Below are 18,802 nucleotides of genomic sequence, written 5' to 3'. Positions count from 1 at the left end.
CGGCTAGGATCGGCCCGTGCGGGTGGGCGTTCTCGGGGCGGGCGCCGTCGGCGGCGCTCTCGCCGCCCTGCTCGACCGGGAGGGCCACGAGGTCGCCGTCACCGCCCGGGGCGAGGCCGTCGGCGCGATCGCCGCGCGCGGCATCCGCCTCACCGGCGCGTGGGGCGACTCCACCGCCCGGGTGGCCGTGGCGGACCGGCTGCAGGCGCAGGATCTCGTCCTCGTCACGACGAAGGCGATGGATGCGCCCGCCGCGATCGCGGCGAGCGCGGACGCGTGTGCCGGCGCGACCGTCGTGGTGGTGCAGAACGGGCTCGAGGGGGTCACGGCCGCCGAGCGGCTGCTGCCGGAGTCCCGCGTGCTCGGCGGGCTGGCGCTCTTCGCGGCGTCCCTCGTCGCGCCCGGCGAGGTGCTGATCACCGCCCCCGGCGCCCTGCACATCGGGCCGACCGACGCGGCGGATCCGGTGGTCGCCGCCCTGTCCGCCGCGCTGCCGACGACCGCGGTCGCCGATCTCGTCGGGATGCAGTGGACGAAGCTGGTGGTCAACCAGGTGAACGCCCTTCCGGCGATCACGGGACTCAGCGTGCAGGAGGTCGTCGCCGATCCCGGGCTCCGCCGCCTCCTCGCCCGCTCGATTCAGGAGACGGTGCGCACCGGCGCCGCGGCGGGCATCCGGTTCGGCCGGATGAGCGGCCTCAGCGCCCCGCTGCTGCGCGTCGTCGCGTCCGTGCCCGCTGGTGCGGCGGAGCTGCTCCCCCGGCTGATGGCACGCCGGATGGGCTCCGTCCCCAACCCGGGCTCGACGCTTCAGAGCATCCGCCGCGGCCAGCGCACGGAGATCGACTACCTGAACGGTGCGGTCGCGGCCGAGGCCGCGCGGCTCGGCCGCACCGCGCCGGTGAACGCCGCACTCACCGAGCTCGTGCACGAGGTGGAGTCGGCGGGCCGCTTCCTCCCGCCCGCCGAGGTCCTCCGCCGCGTCCCCTGACCCGCGTCCCCTGACCCGCGTCCCCTGACCCGCGGCGCCGGCCGCGCGCTTGCAACCGAACGGACGTTCTGCAACGGCACGCGGTTGCAGCATGTCCGTTCGGTCGCAGCGGCGGCGGTGCGGGCGCCGGGAGCGGTGGCGTCAGCCGGGGAGGGTGTCGAGGATCGCGAAGAGGTCGTCGAAGCCGAGGTCGGCCCCGCGGCGGCACTCGCGCTCGTACTCCTCGGCCGTCATCCCGGCCGCGACACGGTCGCGGTGGCCACGCGCCTCCTCCCCCTCGGCGGTGACGGGGTTGTAGCCGTAGCGGACGCCGAGCCGGTCGACCGCGCCGAAGATGCGGGCGCCGTCGCGGTGCCGGCCGATCAGGGCGCACACGCCCGCCGCCTGGTGGAAGCCCGCGAGCATCGAGGCGCCGTCCTGGGCATCGGCGGCGAGGCCGATCGAGCGCCGCAGCTCCGCAACGGCATCCTCGGCCCTGCCCCGGTCGGTGAGCACCTTCGCGGCGACGTAGCTGGCGGAGGCGGCCATCCACCAGTAGCCGAGGCGCAGCGACAGCTCGTAGGAGGCGTAGAGGCTCGCGAGGGCCTCCTCCCCCTCGCCGAGGGCGCGGAGCATCTGGCCCTGACACATGAGGAACTCGGCCTTCGCCCAGTCCTCCGCCCGGTCGGCGTAGGCCTTCGCCTCCGCCATCGAGGCCCTGGCGGCCTCCGGCTCGCCGAAGATGGACCGCGCGTAGGCGGTGCGCGCGAGCGCCACCGCGGGCACGGTGCTGTCCCCCGCGGCGACGCCGCGTTCGAACGCGCGCTCGAGCAGCTCGAAGGTGCGCTGCGCGTCCCCGGTCTGATAGGTCAGCACCATCAGGCCGATCGCGGTCTCCGCCTCGAGCAGCGGCGGCAGCCGCCCTGGCACGTCGAGGGCGCGATCGATGCTGCGCATGCCGTCGAAGAGCAGCCCGCGCGTGAAGAAGTGGTGCGCCTGGCTGCCGGCGATGGTCACGGCGGTCACCCGATCGCCCGCCGCGATCGAGTTCTCGAGCGCCAGCCGGAGGTCCGGCCGCAGCAGGTCGAAGGCGGCGTTCGCTTCGCGCGCCCTGCCCGTCCGGGTCAGCGGGCCGGTGCGGCGGGCGAAGTCGGCGAACCAGGCGCGGTGCCGCTCGAACCAGGCGTCCTCGCCGCCGTCGAGCGCGGACGCGACCCGGCGGACCGAGTCGAGCAGCCGGTGGCGCCGCTCCCCGTCGTCGCCCCGGCTGACGGCGACGAGCGACTTGTCGACGAGCCGCTGCAGCACGGCGGTGGGGTCGTCGTCGTCGATGTCGCAGATGCCGAGGACTGCGTCCTCGGTGAACGGACCGGCGAACCGCGACAGCTGGACGAGGAGGTCGCGCTGCGTCGCCGTGAGGAGGTCGATGCTCCAGCGCACCGCGTTCTCGACACTGTCGTGGCGGGCGGCGCCCGTGCCGCGCTCTCCTCCGCCGGCGCCCTGACGCACGGCCTCGAGGAGCTCCGCCCCGCTCAGCACGTCGAGCCGGGCGGCGGTGAGCTCGAGAGCGAGAGGGATGGCCTCGACGGATGCGCAGATGCGCGCGAGAAGCTCGTCGGCCTCGCGGAGGTCCCCGCCTCGGGCGTCGGCGGCCCGCTCCACGAAGAGGGCGAGAGCGTCGTGGTCGTTCAGGGGCGCGACGGTCACGACGTGCTCGCCGGGCAGACGGAGCGGCTCACGGCTCGTGACGAGCACCGTGACGTCCCTGCTTCGGGCGAGCATGCCCGCCGCCACGGCGGCCGCCGCCCCGACCACGTGCTCGGCGTTGTCGAGGACGACGAGGGTGGGCCGGTCGACGAGGCGCGCCGTGAGCGAGTCGAGCGTGTGACCGACCGCGCCGATCGTGTCGGCCACGACGGGCAGCACCCGCTCGGGTGCGGCGGCGGCGACGAGGTCGACGAACCACTGCTCGTCATCGCCCGTCCACGCCCTGGCCGCCTCGAGGGCGAGGCGCGTCTTGCCGACGCCGCCCGGCCCCACGAGCGTGATCAGCCGGTGCCCGGCCCTGCGGGCGGCGGACACGGCGGCGAGGTCGTCCGGGCGGCCGACGAAGCGGGTGACCGGATTCGGCAGCCCGGCCCGCGAGGTGGTGCGCGCCGCTCGCCCGCCGGCGGCGTCCGGTGCTCCCGCCAGCGGGTCGTGGAGAGCGGGTTGGGGCGGGGCACCGGCGTCCATGGCACGAGACTACGAAGGCCGATCGCCCGCGGGCGAGCATCGTCCCGCGCTGTTGCGCGCGTGCAACCTCGCCCGCTGGGACGGCCGGTCTCAGCAGCTGTCGGCGAAGGTGCGGCGCGGGTGCTCGGGATCGGTGTTGTCGACGTTCGCGATCGCCTTGACGCGGGGCTGCACCCGGTCGAGGTAGAGCTCCTCGGCCTGGGCGCGAATCGACGACGGGTCGAGGCCTGCTCGGGCGAACGCCTCGTCGGCGGGGACGAAGAGGACGACCGTGGAGCTCCAGGAGCCGATCAGCTCAGGGCGGAGGAGGAATACGCCGTCGACGATGAGCACCGCGTCGCCCTCGAGCGTCCGAGGATCGCCGCCCGGCACGAGGGCGAAGGGCTTCTCGCGGCGGAAGGGGCGCGCCAGCTGGTCCTTGAACGCGTCGTAGTCATGGGCCTCGGCGTAGAAGCGGGGAACCGCGGCGTCGCCCTGCGGCAGGGCGGCCGGGAAGTCGGCGATGGATGCGCGCACGACCTGGGTGCCCCTGCGCCGGAAGGCGTCGGCGAGGTCGTCGGCGAAGGGGCCGGTGCCCGAGCCGGTGAGGCCGTCGACCGCCACCGTGACCCGGCCGCGGGGATAGTTGTGCTGGATCTCGCCGACCAGCTCGTCGAGGATGTCCGCCTTCGCGGGAGCCCATCGCGCCATGCCGTCAGCCTAGGCTCGCCGGACGGCCGGGAGCCGGGCGCCCGCCTAGAGTGTGCGGGTGACCGTTCCGGGAGAGCTCGCGCCCCCGATCCGGGACTGGTTCGCGCGCGCCGGCCGCGACCTGCCCTGGCGGCGGCCGGGCTTCTCCGCCTGGGGCACGCTCGTCAGCGAGTTCATGCTCCAGCAGACGCCCGTGGTGCGGGTCGTCCCCCGCCTGCTCGAGTGGCTGGAGCGGTGGCCGACCCCCGCCGACCTCGCGTCCGCGCCGCCCGGGGAGGCGGTGCGCGCCTGGGGTCGCCTCGGCTATCCGCGCCGGGCCCTCGCGCTGCACGCGTGCGCGACGGCCATCGCGGAGCGGCACGGGAACCGGGTGCCCGAGTCGGTCGACGACCTCCTCGCGCTGCCCGGCGTCGGCCCGTACACGGCCCGCGCGGTCGCGGCCTTCGCGTACGGGCATCGCCACCCGGTGGTCGACACGAACGTCCGCCGGGTGCTGGCGCGCACGGTGCTCGGCCAGGCGGAGCCGGGGCCGCCGTCGACCACGCGCGACCTCGCGCTCATGGCGGAGCACCTGCCGCTTCCCCGCGCGGAGGCGAGGGCGTTCAACGCGGGCGTCATGGAGCTCGGCGCGATCGTGTGCACCGCGCGGACGCCGCGCTGCGACGAGTGCCCGGTGGCGCACCTCTGCGCGTGGCGAGCCGCCGGCTACCCGGAGTACGAGGGACCGCGGAAGGCCGCGCAGAAGCGGTACGAGGGCTCGGACCGGCAGGCCCGCGGACGCATCCTCGCCCTCCTCCGGAACGCGACGGTGCCGGTGGACGAGGAGCTGCTCCTCGCCGAGGCGGACGACGCCGCACAGGCGCGACGGGCGCTCGAGGCCCTGCTGCGCGACGGGCTCGCCGAGCGCACGCCCGCCGGAGTCGTCCTCCCGGCCGGCTGAGCCCGCCGACCAGCGTCGGCGCCCCCATCCGCGCGCCCCCCGATGTGGGTCTGCCGGCCGGCGGAGCCAGCGGCGAGCATGGGAGTGAGCCGCCGGCGACACGCCACCCGGTCGCCGGCGCTCCTCACAACGGCCGCGCCGTCTCTTCTCGAGCCGCCGCCGCGGGTTCAGCGTTGGAGCGCTGCCGCTGCCGCCGCGAGGATCGCCACCCGGCCCTCGCGGCGGTCAGCGGCGGCCCGGACCTCTCGAGCCCCGCGGGCGCGGATCAGCGCTCGTCGTCCTCGAGGTCGCGCGGCTTCACGTACGGGTCCTCGTCGCCGGCGTACTGCGCGTTCTGGGCGAGCGCGCGCGACGCCTCGTCCCGCTGCCGGGCCTCCTGCAGGAGGGACTCGATCTGTGCCGCGTTCTCCGGCACGGCGTCCGGGACGAACTCGAGGCTCGGCGTGAGCCGGGCGGTGAGGTTGCGGCCCACCTCGGTGCGCAGCATGCCCGTCGCCGCCTTCAGGGCGGCGGCGCTGTCCGCGCGCTCCTCATCCGTCCCGTAGACGGTGTAGAAGACGGAGGCGTGCTGCAGGTCACCGGTGAGCCGCACGTCGGTGATCGTCACGAAGCCGAGACGCGGGTCGCGGATGCCGCGCTCCAGCCGGCGCGCGACGATCTCCTTGATCCGGTCCGCCATCTTCGCGGCGCGGGTTCCGTCAGCCATGTGTCTCTCCTTCACCACCGGTGACCGGCGTTAACCGGCTGTTCCGGCACAGGGTTGCCGTTATGGCACCCTGCGCCGGAACAGCGCGTGCGAGCAAGGGGGTTGTGACGCCCTCCTACGCGCGGATCTTTTCCTTCATCTCGATCGTCTCGATCTCGTCGCCGACCTGGATGTCGTTGAACTTGCCGAGGCCGATGCCCGCCTCGAAGTCCGTGCGGACCTCGGTGACGTCGTCCTTGAAGCGGCGCAGCGACTCGATGGAGAGGTTGTCCCCCACCACGACGCCGTTGCGGATGACGCGCGCCTTCGCGTTGCGCGTGATCGTGCCCGACCGGACGATGACACCGGCGATGTTGCCGAACTTCGACGAGCGGAAGACCTCGCGGATCTCCGCGACACCCGACTGGACCTCCTCGAACTCGGGCTTGAGCATGCCCTTGAGCGAGTTCTCGATGTCCTCGAGCGCCGAGTAGATGACCGAGTAGAACCGGATGTCCACACCCTCGCGGGCGGCACGCTCACGGGCCTTCGGGTCAGGGCGCACGTTGAAGCCGACGATGATCGCGTTGTCGACGGTCGCGAGGTTGACGTCGCTCTCCGTGACAGCACCGACACCGCGGTGGATGATGCGCAGCTGGACCGACTCGTCCACGTCGATCTTGAGCAGCGCCTCCTCGAGCGCCTCGACGGCACCGGAGACGTCACCCTTGATGATGAGGTTGAGCGAGTCGACCTTGCCCTCTTCGAGAGCACGCGTGAAGTCCTCGAGCGAGATGCGCTTGCGGGCCTTCGCCAGCTGGGCGTTCCGCTGGACGGCCTCGCGCTTCTCGGCGATCTGGCGCGCGGTGCGGTCCTCCTCGGTGACGAGGAAGGTGTCGCCGGCACGCGGGACCGTGGAGAGACCCTGCACCTGGACGGGACGCGAAGGCCACGCCTCGGTGACCGTCTCGCCGTTCTCGTCCATCATCGCCCGCACGCGGCCGTAGGCCGTGCCCGCGACGATCGCGTCGCCGACGCGCAGCGTGCCGGACTGGATGAGCACGGTCGCGACGGCGCCGCGGCCCTTGTCAAGCTTCGCCTCGATGGCGACACCGCGCGCGTCCTTGTTCGGGTTCGCGCTGAGGTCGAGCCCCGCATCCGCGGTGAGCAGCACGGCGTCGAGGAGGTCCTCGATGCCGGTGCCGGCGAGCGCGGACACGTCGATGAACATCGTGTCGCCGCCGTACTCCTCCGCGACGAGGCCGAACTCGGTGAGCTGCTGGCGCACCTTGGCGGGGTTGGCCCCCTCCTTGTCCACCTTGTTCACCGCGACCACGATCGGCACGTTCGCCGCCTGGGCGTGGTTCAGGGCCTCCACCGTCTGCGGCATGATGCCGTCATCGGCCGCGACCACGAGGATCGCGAGGTCCGTCACCTGCGCACCACGGGCACGCATGGCGGTGAACGCCTCGTGACCCGGGGTGTCGATGAACGTGATGGCGCGCTCGATGCCCTCGTGCTCGGTCCACACCTGGTAGGCGCCGATGTGCTGCGTGATGCCGCCGGCCTCGCCCGCGAGGACGTTGGTCTTGCGGATCGCGTCGAGCAGTCGCGTCTTTCCGTGGTCGACGTGGCCCATGACGGTGACGACCGGCGGGCGGATCTCGAGATCCTCCGCCGTCTCGTCCTCGAGCTCCTGGTCGAGGTCGATGTCGAAGCCCTCGAGGAGCTCCTTGTCCTCGTCCTCGGGCGAGACCATCTGGATCTTGTACCCGAGCTCGTCGCCGAGGACCTCGAAGGTCGCCTCGTCGAGCGACTCGGTCGCGGTCGCCATCTCACCGAGGTGGAACAGCACCGTGACCAGGTTGCCCGGGCTCGCGTCGATCTTGTCCGCGAAGTCCGTGATGGACGCGCCGCGGCGCAGTCGGATGACCGTGTTGCCGTCGCCGCGGGGAACGCTCACGCCGCCGAGCGACGGGGCCTCCCGCATCTCGAACTCTTGGCGCTTCGTCCGCTTCGACTTGCGGGCCTTGCTCTTGCCGCCACCGCGACCGAAGGCACCCGCGGTGCCGCCGCCGGGGCCACGACCGCGACCGCCGCCGCCGGCCGGGCGGGGACCGCCGAAGCCGGTGCCGGGGGCGCCGCCGGGACGCTGGAAGCCGCCGCCAGCGCCCGCCGGACGGCCGGGGCCGCCGGGACGCTGGAAGCCGCCGCCGGGACGTGCGCCCGGAGCACCGGGACGCGCACCCTGGCCGGGAGCACCCGGACGCGGGGCGCCGGGGCGGGGAGCGCCGGGACGGGGAGCGGCCGGACGCGGGATGTTGCCCGCGGGACCGCGGCCCATGCCCTGCTGGCTCGCGAAGGGGTTGTTGCCGGGACGCGGGGCGCCCGGACGGGCCATGCCCTGGCTGCTCGCGTACGGGTTGTTGCCCGGACGGGGCGAGCCGGGACGCGGGACCGGGCGCGGGATGGCGCTGCCGGGATTGGGCGTCTGAGCCGCCGGACGCTCCGCCTCGGCGGGGCGCGGCGTGTCGCCGCCGGGACGCGGGGCGCGGGGGGCGTCCGTGCGCGGCGCCGGGGTGCGCGGGGTGTCGGTGCGCGGGGTCTCCGTGCGGGGAGTCTCGGTGCGCGGGGTCTCGCTGCGCGGGGCCTCGGCGCGGGGCGCCTCGGACCGCGGTGCGGCGGGCGCGCCGGGGCGCGGGCCGGACGAGCGAGGGGTCTCCGCGGCGGGGCGCGGGGCGGGCGCGGCGGCGGCCGGCGTGGGCGCCGCCTTCGCAGGAGCGGCCGGGGAGGCGGGCTTGGCGCCGCCGGTGATCCCCTCAGCCGCGAGTGCCGCCCTCAGCTTGCGGGCGACGGGGGGCTCGATGCTGGACGACGGTCCCTTGACGAACTCGCCCATCTCCTTGAGCTTCGCGAGTGCGACCTTGGTGTCGATCCCGAGGTCACTGGCGACCTCGTGCACGCGTGGTTTCGCTGGCACATTTCTCCTGTCTGGGATCCACCCGGACAGGGTGGACCATTAGTGGTGAGGGGAACTCATTTCGAGTCGCTCATCAGTTGTCCATAAGCCGTTCAGCCTGTTCTCTCGGTCGATCCCGCTCTCGGCGCAGAGGCGCCCAGCGTCGAAGACGACGCCGAAAGAGGGGAACCGGACAAGTCTAACCGCAACCGGGAGCCGCGCGACCGACGGGAGCGCCGATCCGGGAACCCGGTGCTTCTCGAACAACGGGAACCGGGGCGTCCCTATTCCCCCAGCCACTCTCCCCCAACAGGCAGAGATCCCCTCAACAGGCAGAATCGGCCGGATCCTGCCTGTTGGAGGCGGAAGTGCCTGTTGAACGACAGAAGCGGGGCCGAGGAAGCGGAGGACCGGGCAGCCAGGTCAGGTGTGGCCAAAGCGGGGAGGTCAGGGCAGGCGGAGGAGGGCGCCCTCGGAGCGGCAGGTGGCCGCCGCGATGCCCATCGCCCGGGTGAGCGCCTGCTGCCAGAACGCGATGTCGCGCGCGTCGGTGGAGAGCAGCGAGTCGGTGACCGACGCGGTGGTGGCGTCCCCGGCGCCCATCGTGTCGATGATCGGGCCGGGCAGCGGGACGATCGACTCGTGCACCCGGATGCCGTCCTGGGTGGCGATCCCGGCACCGTGCCGGCCCGCGGTGCCGAGCACGGCGCGGGCGCCGAGGCCGAGGAGCTGCTCCTCGGCGTCGCGCAGGCCGGAGCCGTAGAGGAGCCGGGCGTCCTCGTCGCCGATCTTCACGAGGGCGGCACTGGAGCTCGCCCGGTTCGCGTTGGCGCCGAAGCGGTCGAGGTCGTGGATCAGGCCGGGGCGCGGGTTGGCGTCGAGCACGAGGCGCCGCTCCGGCTCCTCGACCGCCTCGGCCAGCGCGTCGGCCTGGAACTGGTCGTCGAACGGGAAGCAGCTCGCCACGACGAGGTCCGCGTCCGCGAGGGCGGCGCGCTGCTGCCGGTCGAAGGCGATGCGGCGGTTGAGGGCGGCGTCGTTGAACTCGTAGCGCGGCTCCCCCGCGGTGCGGTCCGACACGGCGCGCGACGAGCCGTTCGGGGCCCGCGTGGCGATCAGCGCGACGCCGTGCTCGTCGAGGAACCGGCGGATGCTCGCGCCGTCCTCGTCGTCGCCCACCATCGCGAGCAGGGTCGGCCGGTGGCCAAGCACGGCGAGGCCGACGGCGACGTTGAGGGCCGCCCCGCCGACGAAGTCCCGCGACCCGCTCTCGTCCCGGATCTCGTCGATGAGCGCGTCCCCGACGACCACCACCGTCTGTGCCATAGCCGTCCTCCCGCGAGTTCCTGATCCTTCACGCTAGCGGCCGGATCCGGTGGTTGAGGAGCCCGCCGAAGGCGGACTCGCGGATCACAGGACCCAGCCACGGTGGTGGCCGGGTCCCGAGGTCCGTTGCGTGGTTTCGAGACGCCGCCTTCGGCGGCTCCTCAACCACCGGGAGGGGCACTCCCCGCCTCACTCGCTCCGAAGGAGCGGTGAGGCGAGGGGCATCGCCGAGGCGAGTTTTGCGGGCCACGCTTGGCCCGCAACTGTCTGAGCAGCGGTGATGCCCCTCGCCTCAGCGCGTCACATCAGCGACAGCTCTACTTCGTCGAGAACGCCGCGTCGAACGCCGCAGCAGGAGCGTCGAACGAGAACCGACGCACGAACTCGAGCGCCTCAGGGGCACCGACGAGACGGTCCATGCCGGCGTCCTCCCACTCCACGGAGAGCGGGCCCTGGTAGTCGATGGCGTTGAGCATCCGGAACGCGTCCTCCCACGGCACGTCGCCGTGGCCGGTGGAGATGAAGTCCCAGCCGCGGCGGGGGTCGGCCCAGGCGAGGTGGGAGGACAGGCGCCCGTTGCGGCCGTTGTGCAGGCGCTTCTTCGTGTCCTTGCAGTGCACGTGGTAGATCCGGTCCTTGAAGTCCCAGAGGAAGGCAACCGGGTCGAGGTCCTGCCACACCATGTGGCTGGGATCCCAGTTGAGGCCGAACGCCTCGCGGTGGCCGATCGCCTCGAGCGCGCGCACGGTCGTCCAGTAGTCGTAGGCGATCTCGGACGGGTGCACCTCGTGCGCGAAGCGGACGCCGACCTCGTCGAACACGTCGAGGATCGGGTTCCAGCGGTCGGCGAAGTCCTGGTAGCCGGCGTTCACCATCTCCTGGGAGGCCGGCGGGAACATGGCCACGTACTTCCAGATCGACGACCCGGTGAACCCGGTGACGGTCTTCACGCCGAGCTTCGCGGCGAGGCGGGCCGTGTTCTTCAGCTCCTCGGCGGCCCGCCGGCGGACGCCCTCCGGGTCGCCGTCGCCCCAGACCACGTCCGGCAGGATGTCGCGGTGCCGCTGGTCGATCGGGTCGTCGCAGACGGCCTGACCCTTCAGGTGGTTCGAGATCGTGAACACCTTGAGGTTGTTGCGCTCGAGGACGTCGAGCTTGCCCTGGACGTAGGCCTCGTCGTCCCAGCGCCACGGGTCGAGGTGGTCGCCCCAGCAGGCGATCTCGAGGCCGTCGTAGCCCCACTCGCCGGCCAGCCGCGCCACCTCCTCGAAGGGCAGGTCGGCCCACTGGCCGGTGAAGAGCGTGATCGGTCGTGCCATGTGCGGTTCTCCTTCGTCGCGTCGTCGCTGCGGGTGCTGGGGATCAGGCGATCGGGGTCCAGGCGCTGCCGGAGCCGGCGCTGCGGTCGACGGCGTCGAGCACCTGCTGGATCTGCAGGCCGTCGGCGAAGGACGGAGTGGGCTGCTCCCCCGCGGCGATCGCCTCGACGAGGTCCTTCGCCTGGTGGGAGAAGCCGTGCTCGTAGCCGATCATGTGGCCGGTCGGCCACCAGTTCGCCATGTAGGGGTGCTCCGGCTCGGTGACGAGCACGCGCGTGAAGCCCTGGCGGTCGGCGGGCGCGGTGCGGTCGTAGACCTGCAGCACGTTCATGTCCTCGAGGTCGAAGCTGAGAGCGCCGTCGGAGCCGGCGACCTCGATGCGGAACGCGTTCTTCCGGCCGGTGCTGAAGCGCGTCGCCTCGAACGAGCCGACCGCGCCGCCGTCGAAGCGGCCGGTGAAGAGGGCGAGGTCGTCCACCGTGACCTCGCCGCGCTCCTCCGAGGCGGTGCCGGAGAGGCCCGAGCTCTCGGCGAGCAGCGGGCGCTCCTTCACGAACGTCTCGAGCATCCCGGAGACGGTGGTGAGCCGCTGCCCGGTGATGTACTGGGCGAGGTCGATGGCGTGCGCGCCGATGTCGCCGAGGGCGCCGGAGCCCGCGAGCTCCTTCTTCATGCGCCAGGTGAGCGGGGCGTCGGCGTCGACGAGCCAGTCCTGCAGGTAGTTCGCCCGCACCTGGCGGATCTCGCCGAGGGCGCCGGACGCGACGAGGTCGCGTGCGAACGTGGCCGCGGGCACGCGGCGGTAGGTGAAGCCGACCATGGCGTAGACGCCGCGCTCGGCGGCCCGCGCCGCGGCGTCCGCCATCTGCCGCGCCTCCTCCACGGTGTTGGCGAGCGGCTTCTCGCACAGGACGTGCTTGCCGGCCTCGAGCGCGGCGATGGCGATCTCGGCGTGCGTGTCACCGGGGGTGACGATGTCGACGATGTCGATGTCGTCGCGCTCGAGCAGCGACCGCCAGTCGGTGGAGGTCTCGCTCCAGCCCCACTTGGCCGCCGCGGCCTCGGTGCGGCCGGCGTCGCGGCCGACGAGGACGGCCATCTCCACGTCGCTCGGCAGGTCGAAGAACTTCGGAGCGACGCGCCAGCCCTGGGAATGGGCGGCGCCCATGAAGCCGATACCGATCATTCCCACACGGAGAGCGGGCATCTGTTCCTCTTTCGTCGTTGAAGCGCTCCGAGCGAGCGCAGGGCTTTTGTTCGATGTTGCCGCATTTCGCGGCGGGCGTGGGACCGATTTCAGGAGCGCATGTCGACGACCGTCTTGATGGACTCGTGTCCGGCGGGGTCGGCGAACAGCGCGGGCAGGTCGCGGAGGGGGATCGTCCGGTCCGCGAGCTCGGAGGGGCGGACGAAGCCGAGGGCGCTCAGCCGCTGCGCGCGGTCGATCCAGCGCAGCACGTCCTCCCGGCTGCGGTGGTGGAGACTCAGCACCTTGAGCGCGCGGTAGTTCCAGCTCTCCATGTCGACGGTGCGCTTGCCGCCCGAGGACTGGTGGTAGCCCATGATGCCGAGCGTGCCGGCGATCCGCACGAGGTCGGACGCGAGCTGCAGCCCTGAGGCGGCGCCCGTGGCCTCGACCACGACGGAGCAGCCCTGCCGGAGGTCGTCGGGCACCTCGTCGGGATGCAGCACCCGGTCGGCTCCCCACGCGGCGGCGAGGTCGCGGGCGTGCTCGCGCGGCTCGATCACGGTGACGCGGTGGCCGTTCGCGACGAGGAGCCGCAGCGCCATCAGGCCCATGAAGCCGCTGCCGACGAGCACGATCTCGCGCTCGTGGGCGAGGTCGAGCATCTCGATGCCGCCGATCACGCAGGCGAGCGGCTCGGCGAGCGCCGCGTCGACGAGGGAGCAGTCGGCATGCACGGGCACGATGCGCTCAGCGGGCACGATCAGCTCGGTCGCGTAGCCGTCCTCGACGTAGGCGACGACGCGCGTGCCCACGGTGAGGCCGGGAGCGGCGCTCTCGACGACGACGCCGGACACCTCGTGGCCGAGCCGGGCGGGGAAGGGCCCGCGGCCGCCCGCCACCCGGGCGGTGTCGGAGTGGCAGACGCCGACGTAGGCGACCTCGACGCGGACGGAGCCGGTCGGCAGGGCGGGCGCGCCGTCCTCGGCCACCTCGACCGTCTGCGGCGCGGTCTCGAGCAGGTACTTCATGCGGTGCTCCCGGTGCGTCCGGCCGCGAACGACTCGCGGTCGGGATTCGTGACGGTCGGCACGGTGCGGGCTCGGCCGGGCTGCGCCGCCCAGCGGACCCCGTTCGCGAGCACCTTGCGGACCGTCGGGTGGTGGTAGACGGGGTACTCCTGGTCGCCCGGGCTGAAGTAGAAGATCCGCCCGTGCCCGCGGGTGAAGGTGACACCGGAGCGGAACACCTCGCCGCCCTCGAACGAGCTGATGAAGACCAGGTCGTCGGGGGTCGGGATGTCGAACAGCTCGCCGTACATCTCCTGCCGCGGGATGACGATGGGGCTCTCGATGCCCTCCGCGATCGGATGTCCGGGGGCGACCGTCCAGACGAGCTCGCGGCCGCCGTCGTTGCGCCAGGCGAGGGAGCACGTGGTGCCCATCAGCGAGACGAAGATCTTCGAGAAGTGGCCGGAGTGGAGGACGAGCAGCCCCATGCCGCCGAGGACGTGCCGCTTGACCCGCTCGACCACCTCGTCGGCGACCTGATCGTGCGCGGCGTGACCCCACCAGAGCAGCACGTCGGTGCCGGCGAGCACCTCCTCGGTCAGCCCGTGCTCGGGATCGGCGAGCACCGCGGTGCGGATGCGGGCGTCCGGAAGGTGCTCGGCGAGCCCGGCGGCGATGGCGCCGTGGATGCCGTCCGGGTAGTCCTCACCGATCGAGGGCGGCGAGTTGCGGGCCTCGTGCACGCCCTCGTTCCAGACGGTGATGCTCAGCTCGGTGTTCGGCACGGTCTCGTTCTCCTCGGGTTCGGGGCGCGGGCAATGGACGGGAGAGGGTCGTCCCCTGCTTCAGTCGCTCTGCAGTCCAGCCTGGTCCACCGCGCCGTGCGGCAGGAGCAGGATCTTGCCGCAGACGCCCCGGTCCTGGATGTCCATGGCGTCCGCGACCTGCTCGAGCGGCAGCACGTGGGTGATCATCAGGTCGATGAGGTCCCCGGCCTTGCGGACGGTGCGCCACATCTCCTCGGCGAGGGTGAGGCTGTTCCAGTGCCACACGCCGAAGATGTCGAGGCCCTGCGGCACGAGAGGCGGGAAGGTCACGTCCCCGGCCCAGGCGACGACGCTGAGCCTGCCGCGCGACCGGATCGACAGCGCGAGCGACTTCGCCCCGTTCGGCGCGCCGCTCGTCTCGATGCCGGCGTCGGCGCCGCGCCCCGTGAGCTCGCGGACGAGGGCGGGCACGTCCTCCTCGAGCGGGTTGAAGACGCGCTCGGCGCCGAGCCTGCGCGCGAGCTCGGCCCGGTACGGGTGGGTCTCGATCGCGAAGACGCGGGCACCGCGCGTCACCCCCTGCACGACGGCGCCGAGCCCGACGGGACCGCAGCCCGACACGAGGAGGACGTCGAGCGCGTCGACGCCCATCCGCTCGAGCGCGCCGAACGTGGGGCCGAAGCCGCAGCACGCCATGGCGCCGTGCTCGAGCGAGATGTCGTCGGGGATCCGGATCACGAGCCAGTCCGGCTTCAGCAGGTACTGGGAGTAGGTGGCCGTCCCGTACTCCTGCCCGGTCTCCGCGAGCACGTCCCGCTGGTCCGGGCAGTGCATGTAGTCGCCCGAGGTGCAGAGGTAGCACTCGCCGCAGCCGTGGTGCGGCATGACGGCCACGCGGTCGCCCACGGCGAACCTCCGTGACTCCCCCGCGTCGACGATGACACCGACCGCCTCGTGACCGAGCGAGCGGTCCTCGATGCCGTTCTGGCGCTTCTTGAACTCGGTGCACATCGGGGCGACGAGCACCTTCACGACGACGAGGTCGCCGCTCGCCTTCGGCACGGGCCGCTCGACGACCTCGACGACCCCCTTGCCGGTGATCTCGGCGGCGATCACGAGGCGAGGCTCGGCTGGGTCGACGCGAGGAGCTCGACGAGGCGGGCGCGACTGCGGACGACCTCGGGGAACGGGTCGTAGTGCTCGGGCTCGTGCTCGACGCTGATCGGGCCGGTGTAGCCGATCTCGCGGAGCGCGCGCACGCAGTCCTCGATGGGCACGATGCCGTCGCCGTACGCGCACGTGTCGTGGGCGCCGGCGGCGCGGACGTCCTTCAGATGCACGTAGAAGACGCGGTCACCGAGCTCGCGGATCGCCTGCGCGGCGTCGAAGCCCTGGGTGCCGAACCAGCCGGTGTCGACGGTGGCGCCGATCACGTCTGCGCCGTCGTCGCCGATCTCCTCGAGCAGCTCGGCGGCGGAGCGCTGCGGGTGGTTCTCGAGTCCGAGGACGTTGCCGTACTCCTGCAGGATCGAGACCACGGCTGCGCGGTCCGACTTCAGCAGCGCGGTCTGCCCGCCGAGGATGCGCGTGCCGAGCGCCTTCGCGACCTCGTTCGCGGCCCGGAACTGCTCCGGGGTGTCACCGTAGTAGCTGCCGTAGCTCGCGACCGTGACCCCGTGCCGCTGCAGCACGCGCTGCGCGGCCGCGAGATGCTCCTCGGTCGCCCACTCGTAGCTCAGCTGCGGGTGCCACACGTCGACCGTGTCGAAGCCCGCGTCCACCGCGCTCGCGACGAACGCGTCGAAGCGCTCCTCGAAGGTCTCGAGAGGCCGGTACCACTCGTTGGCGGCCGTGTCGCCCTGGTTCCAGCCCTTCGTCATGTTCCAGTCCAGCTGCTGGGCGACCAGGTTGGCGCCCATGAACGAGATCGCGTTCACTGTGGCGGCGGCGTCGGGGACGGTCATGCTGCTCCTCGCTTCGTTGCTCAGGATGGGGAGGGCCGGTCGTTCCGCGCCTTCCGGAAAAGTATATGCCCGCATACCTTTCGCGCACAGCGCCCCCGCCGGGTCAGTCGGGGGCCGGCCGCAGCCGCGACAGGACGCGCTCGGTGTACAGCGCGAAGGAGCGCTCGAGGTCGAACGCGGGATTCAGCAGGAACTGGATCTCGAGCCCGTCGAGCGCCGCCAGCAGGTACTCCGCCTCGTGGGCGATGTCCGCCCGGCTGAGCGGGCGCAGGTGGCCCGCATCCACCGCCTCCTGGAACCACCCGCGCATGCTCGCGAGGGCGTCCCGGTAGCGGCGGGTCATGAACTCGTGCGCGGGATGCTGGGCCGACGTCGCCTCGGCGGCCATCGTCGTGTACAGCTGCAGGAGCCCGGGATGCGCGACGTGGTACCGCATCAGCTTCGCGAAGCCGTCGAGGTGCGCGTACGGCGCGGTTCCCTCCAGGACGATCTCGTTCGTCACCGCGCCCCAGTGCTCGAGGACGGCGATGAGCAGCTTCTCCTTGGTGCCGAACAGCTTGAGCACCGCGGCCGGCGTTCCGCCGACCCGGTCGGCGACCTGCTGCAGCGTGCCGCCGCGGAAGCCGTGCTCGCCGAACACCTCGGTGGCGGTGATGACCACCTGCCGGCGCCTCTCGATGCCCCGCCGGTAGGGACCGCGCAGCGCCGGCGCGCTCACCGCTCCCCCGGCCGGAGGATGCCGCCGGGGCTCCTCCTGCTCAGCCCGCCCTCCGGCCCCGAGCGGCCGCGAGGACGCGCACGTCGGCGGCGAAGGCCTCGAGGTCCGGCGCCGCCACCCCGTCGAGGACGAGCCCGTGCAGTCGGCGCCAGGCGGCGCGATGCGCGCTCTCGTACGCGGTGACGAGCAGCGTCTCGCCGTCGGGACCGCTCACGACCGCGCGTCCCGGCGCCGCCGTGTCGGGTGCCGGGACGGTGAGCTCGACCGCGTCGGCCGGCTTCACGATCCGGACCGCCGCCGATGCGGGGCGCGAGTCGGTGAGGATCACGCTCAGCATGCCGGAGGCTCCGCTCCCGAAGCTCGCGACCGCGTCCCAGCCGGTGCGGGCGTGCCGCACGAAGTCCAGCTCGGTGACGGGTCCCGTGGCGCGGCGGAGGAGCGCGAGCACATCGAGAGCGGCCTGGTCGAGGTCCGAGCCGACCGGCAGGTCGACACGAGCCTCGATCAGTGCTCGCTCGTCGGCGAGCAGGGCGAACGAGGGCGCGCTGCGCCCGACCGCAGGATTGGGGGCCCAGAGCGAGTCGAGGACGACGGGCACGGACCGCTCGCCGGCGAGCGCCGTCAGCTCCGTCACGTCCGCGGCGACCGGCTCTGTGACGAGCACGCCGCGCGCGCCGGAGCGGATCGCGTCTGCGGCCGCCCGGGGCCACCCCTCGATGCCGAGCACGCCGACCACGTCCGCGGCGTCGCCGGCGCGGCGGAGCGACTCGGGCAGGGTGACCACCGCCGCCAGGGTGTCCGCGTGCGGCGCGGGGGCCGTCCCCACGGTCAGCTGCCGGCTCATGCGTGCACCTCCGCCTGCTCCGCGGCCTCGCGGACGGTCGCGGTCGCGGTCTCGGCGATGCCGAGCGCGAACTCCAGGTCGTCGACGAGCACCTGCGTGTCGAGGGGCTCGGCCTCGCCCTTCACGAGAGCGGCGAGGTAGCGCCACTCCTCCTCGTAGCCGTTGGCGCGGTACGGGCCGTAGGTGCGGGTCTCGTTCGCAGAGCGGAACGTCGCCCAGCCGGAGCCGGCGTGCACGTAGGGCGGCGGGAAGTCGACGACGAGCGAGACGTCGTCGGCGATCGCCTCCACCCGCCACTCGGGCCGCCATGACTCGTTGTTGAGGCCGTGGACCTGCACATGCCTCTCGCCGATGCGGAGGTTCAGCAGGTAGCCGCCCGGCTCGAGGGTCCTCGCGGAGAGCAGCTCGACGTCGCGGAAGTCCGGGCAGAGTTGCCGGACGAGGGGGAGGTCGTGGATCGCGAGACCCATGATGCTGCCGAACATCATCCCGGCAGCCCGCTCGGCCGGGGTCAGCTCGGGCCAGCTCCGCTCGGGCCGGGAGTGGATCTCGGTGGCGAAGTCCTCGGACCGTGTATTGGGCGTCAGGACGATCGAATACCGGATCGTGTGGACCTTCTCCACGAGGTCGCCCCAGTTCAGGGTGGCCGCGATCCAGGCCGGGTCGAACGTGTGCATGGCCCCGACGACGATCGGCACGCCGGTCTCGGCGGACATGGCAGCGATCTCGCGCGCCTCCTCGTGGCTCACCGCGAGGGGCTTCTCGCAGAGCACGGCCTTCTTGCCGGCGCGGCAGGCGGCGATCACCTGCTCGGCGTGGAACTGGTTGGGACTGCAGACGAGCACCACCTGCACGTCCTCGTCCGCGATCACCTCGTCCGCGCTCGTCGTCCAGGCGCTGTCCGCGCGGCTGGCGACGGCCTGGGCGACGTCGGCATCGACGTCCATCACCCGGGCGACGTGGAAGGTCTCGGCGAAGCGGGCCAGCGTGGGCAGGTGGATCGCCTGCGTCACGGGGCCGCAGCCGAGGATCCCCACCCCGAAGGTCGGAAGGGTCATCTTGGGCTCCTTCTGCGGACGGCGCCCGGGAGCGCCGTCGGCGGAGCGTCGGCTGCGGGGGTCGTCCTGATCGGAAAACGGCGTGCCCCCGGCGGGAGGCACCCGACCCGGGAACGTCGCTGTGCCCCGTG

16 protein-coding genes are annotated in these 18,802 nt (G+C 72.9%); 2 read left to right on the top strand and 14 right to left on the bottom strand.

Annotation, left to right across the window (positions count from 1 at the left end; all coding sequences use genetic code 11):
• Nucleotides 1-16 precede the first annotated feature (16 nt).
• Entirely contained in the window at nt 17-991 is a 975-nt protein-coding gene (locus J3P36_RS13555; protein WP_210508737.1) for a ketopantoate reductase family protein, read from the top strand.
• Nucleotides 992-1,132: 141 nt separating this feature from the next.
• Here the strand turns inward: J3P36_RS13555 and J3P36_RS13550 are convergent, their stop codons facing one another.
• Entirely contained in the window at nt 1,133-3,205 is a 2,073-nt protein-coding gene (locus tag J3P36_RS13550; protein WP_210508736.1) for a hypothetical protein, read from the bottom strand.
• A gap of 90 nt (nt 3,206-3,295) precedes the next feature.
• Nucleotides 3,296-3,895 (bottom strand): hypothetical protein, encoded by a 600-nt coding sequence (locus J3P36_RS13545; protein ID WP_210508735.1) that lies wholly within the window; start codon nt 3,893-3,895, stop codon nt 3,296-3,298.
• Nucleotides 3,896-3,953: 58 nt separating this feature from the next.
• On the opposite strand from J3P36_RS13545, the gene J3P36_RS13540 reads away from it, so the two are divergent.
• Nucleotides 3,954-4,835: an A/G-specific adenine glycosylase gene (locus J3P36_RS13540; protein ID WP_210508734.1), complete on the top strand. Its 882-nt coding sequence runs from the start codon at nt 3,954-3,956 to the stop codon at nt 4,833-4,835.
• Between the two features lie 265 nt (nt 4,836-5,100).
• On the opposite strand, the gene rbfA is transcribed toward J3P36_RS13540, so the two are convergent.
• The 12 genes from rbfA to J3P36_RS13480 all read right to left on the bottom strand — a co-directional run bounded on the left by rbfA (nt 5,101) and on the right by J3P36_RS13480 (nt 18,671).
• Nucleotides 5,101-5,541 (bottom strand): 30S ribosome-binding factor RbfA, encoded by a 441-nt coding sequence (gene rbfA / locus J3P36_RS13535; protein ID WP_210508733.1) that lies wholly within the window; start codon nt 5,539-5,541, stop codon nt 5,101-5,103.
• A gap of 115 nt (nt 5,542-5,656) precedes the next feature.
• Complete coding sequence (gene infB / locus J3P36_RS13530) at nt 5,657-8,500, bottom strand: translation initiation factor IF-2 (protein ID WP_210508732.1); 2,844 nt, start codon at nt 8,498-8,500, stop codon at nt 5,657-5,659.
• A gap of 426 nt (nt 8,501-8,926) precedes the next feature.
• Nucleotides 8,927-9,805: a carbohydrate kinase family protein gene (locus tag J3P36_RS13525; RefSeq protein ID WP_210508731.1), complete on the bottom strand. Its 879-nt coding sequence runs from the start codon at nt 9,803-9,805 to the stop codon at nt 8,927-8,929.
• Nucleotides 9,806-10,122: 317 nt separating this feature from the next.
• Nucleotides 10,123-11,124: a sugar phosphate isomerase/epimerase gene (locus J3P36_RS13520; protein ID WP_210508730.1), complete on the bottom strand. Its 1,002-nt coding sequence runs from the start codon at nt 11,122-11,124 to the stop codon at nt 10,123-10,125.
• Nucleotides 11,125-11,167: 43 nt separating this feature from the next.
• The gene (locus J3P36_RS13515; RefSeq protein ID WP_246854753.1) at nt 11,168-12,331 is read right to left on the bottom strand and encodes a Gfo/Idh/MocA family protein; all 1,164 of its coding nucleotides are present in this window, start codon (nt 12,329-12,331) and stop codon (nt 11,168-11,170) included.
• 89 nt (nt 12,332-12,420) lie between these two features.
• The gene (locus J3P36_RS13510; protein WP_210508729.1) at nt 12,421-13,341 is read right to left on the bottom strand and encodes a zinc-binding dehydrogenase; all 921 of its coding nucleotides are present in this window, start codon (nt 13,339-13,341) and stop codon (nt 12,421-12,423) included.
• On the bottom strand, nt 13,338-14,105 hold the full coding sequence (locus tag J3P36_RS13505) for a ThuA domain-containing protein (RefSeq protein WP_210508728.1): 768 nt from the start codon (nt 14,103-14,105) through the stop codon (nt 13,338-13,340). Before J3P36_RS13505 ends, J3P36_RS13510 begins: the two co-directional genes overlap by 4 nt.
• Before the next feature lie 60 nt (nt 14,106-14,165).
• Nucleotides 14,166-15,203 (bottom strand): zinc-binding dehydrogenase, encoded by a 1,038-nt coding sequence (locus J3P36_RS13500; protein ID WP_210508727.1) that lies wholly within the window; start codon nt 15,201-15,203, stop codon nt 14,166-14,168.
• Entirely contained in the window at nt 15,200-16,051 is an 852-nt protein-coding gene (locus J3P36_RS13495) for a sugar phosphate isomerase/epimerase (protein WP_210508726.1), read from the bottom strand. The genes J3P36_RS13500 and J3P36_RS13495 overlap by 4 nt, the downstream gene beginning before the upstream one ends.
• 103 nt (nt 16,052-16,154) lie before the next feature.
• Nucleotides 16,155-16,769, bottom strand: a complete 615-nt coding sequence (locus tag J3P36_RS13490) for a TetR/AcrR family transcriptional regulator (RefSeq protein WP_210508725.1) — start codon at nt 16,767-16,769, stop codon at nt 16,155-16,157.
• A gap of 40 nt (nt 16,770-16,809) precedes the next feature.
• Nucleotides 16,810-17,613 carry a hypothetical protein gene (locus J3P36_RS13485; RefSeq protein ID WP_210508724.1) on the bottom strand — a complete coding sequence of 268 codons (804 nt, stop codon included), beginning with the start codon at nt 17,611-17,613 and terminating at the stop codon, nt 16,810-16,812.
• On the bottom strand, nt 17,610-18,671 hold the full coding sequence (locus J3P36_RS13480) for a Gfo/Idh/MocA family protein (protein WP_210508723.1): 1,062 nt from the start codon (nt 18,669-18,671) through the stop codon (nt 17,610-17,612). The genes J3P36_RS13485 and J3P36_RS13480 overlap by 4 nt, the downstream gene beginning before the upstream one ends.
• Between the last annotated feature and the right edge of the window lie 131 nt (nt 18,672-18,802).

Origin of the sequence: Naasia sp. SYSU D00057, assembly GCF_017916505.1 — a bacterium.
GTDB lineage: Bacteria > Actinomycetota > Actinomycetes > Actinomycetales > Microbacteriaceae > Naasia.
The sequence above is the reverse complement of the archived record's forward strand: the minus strand, read 5'-3'. Positions and strand labels throughout refer to the sequence as shown.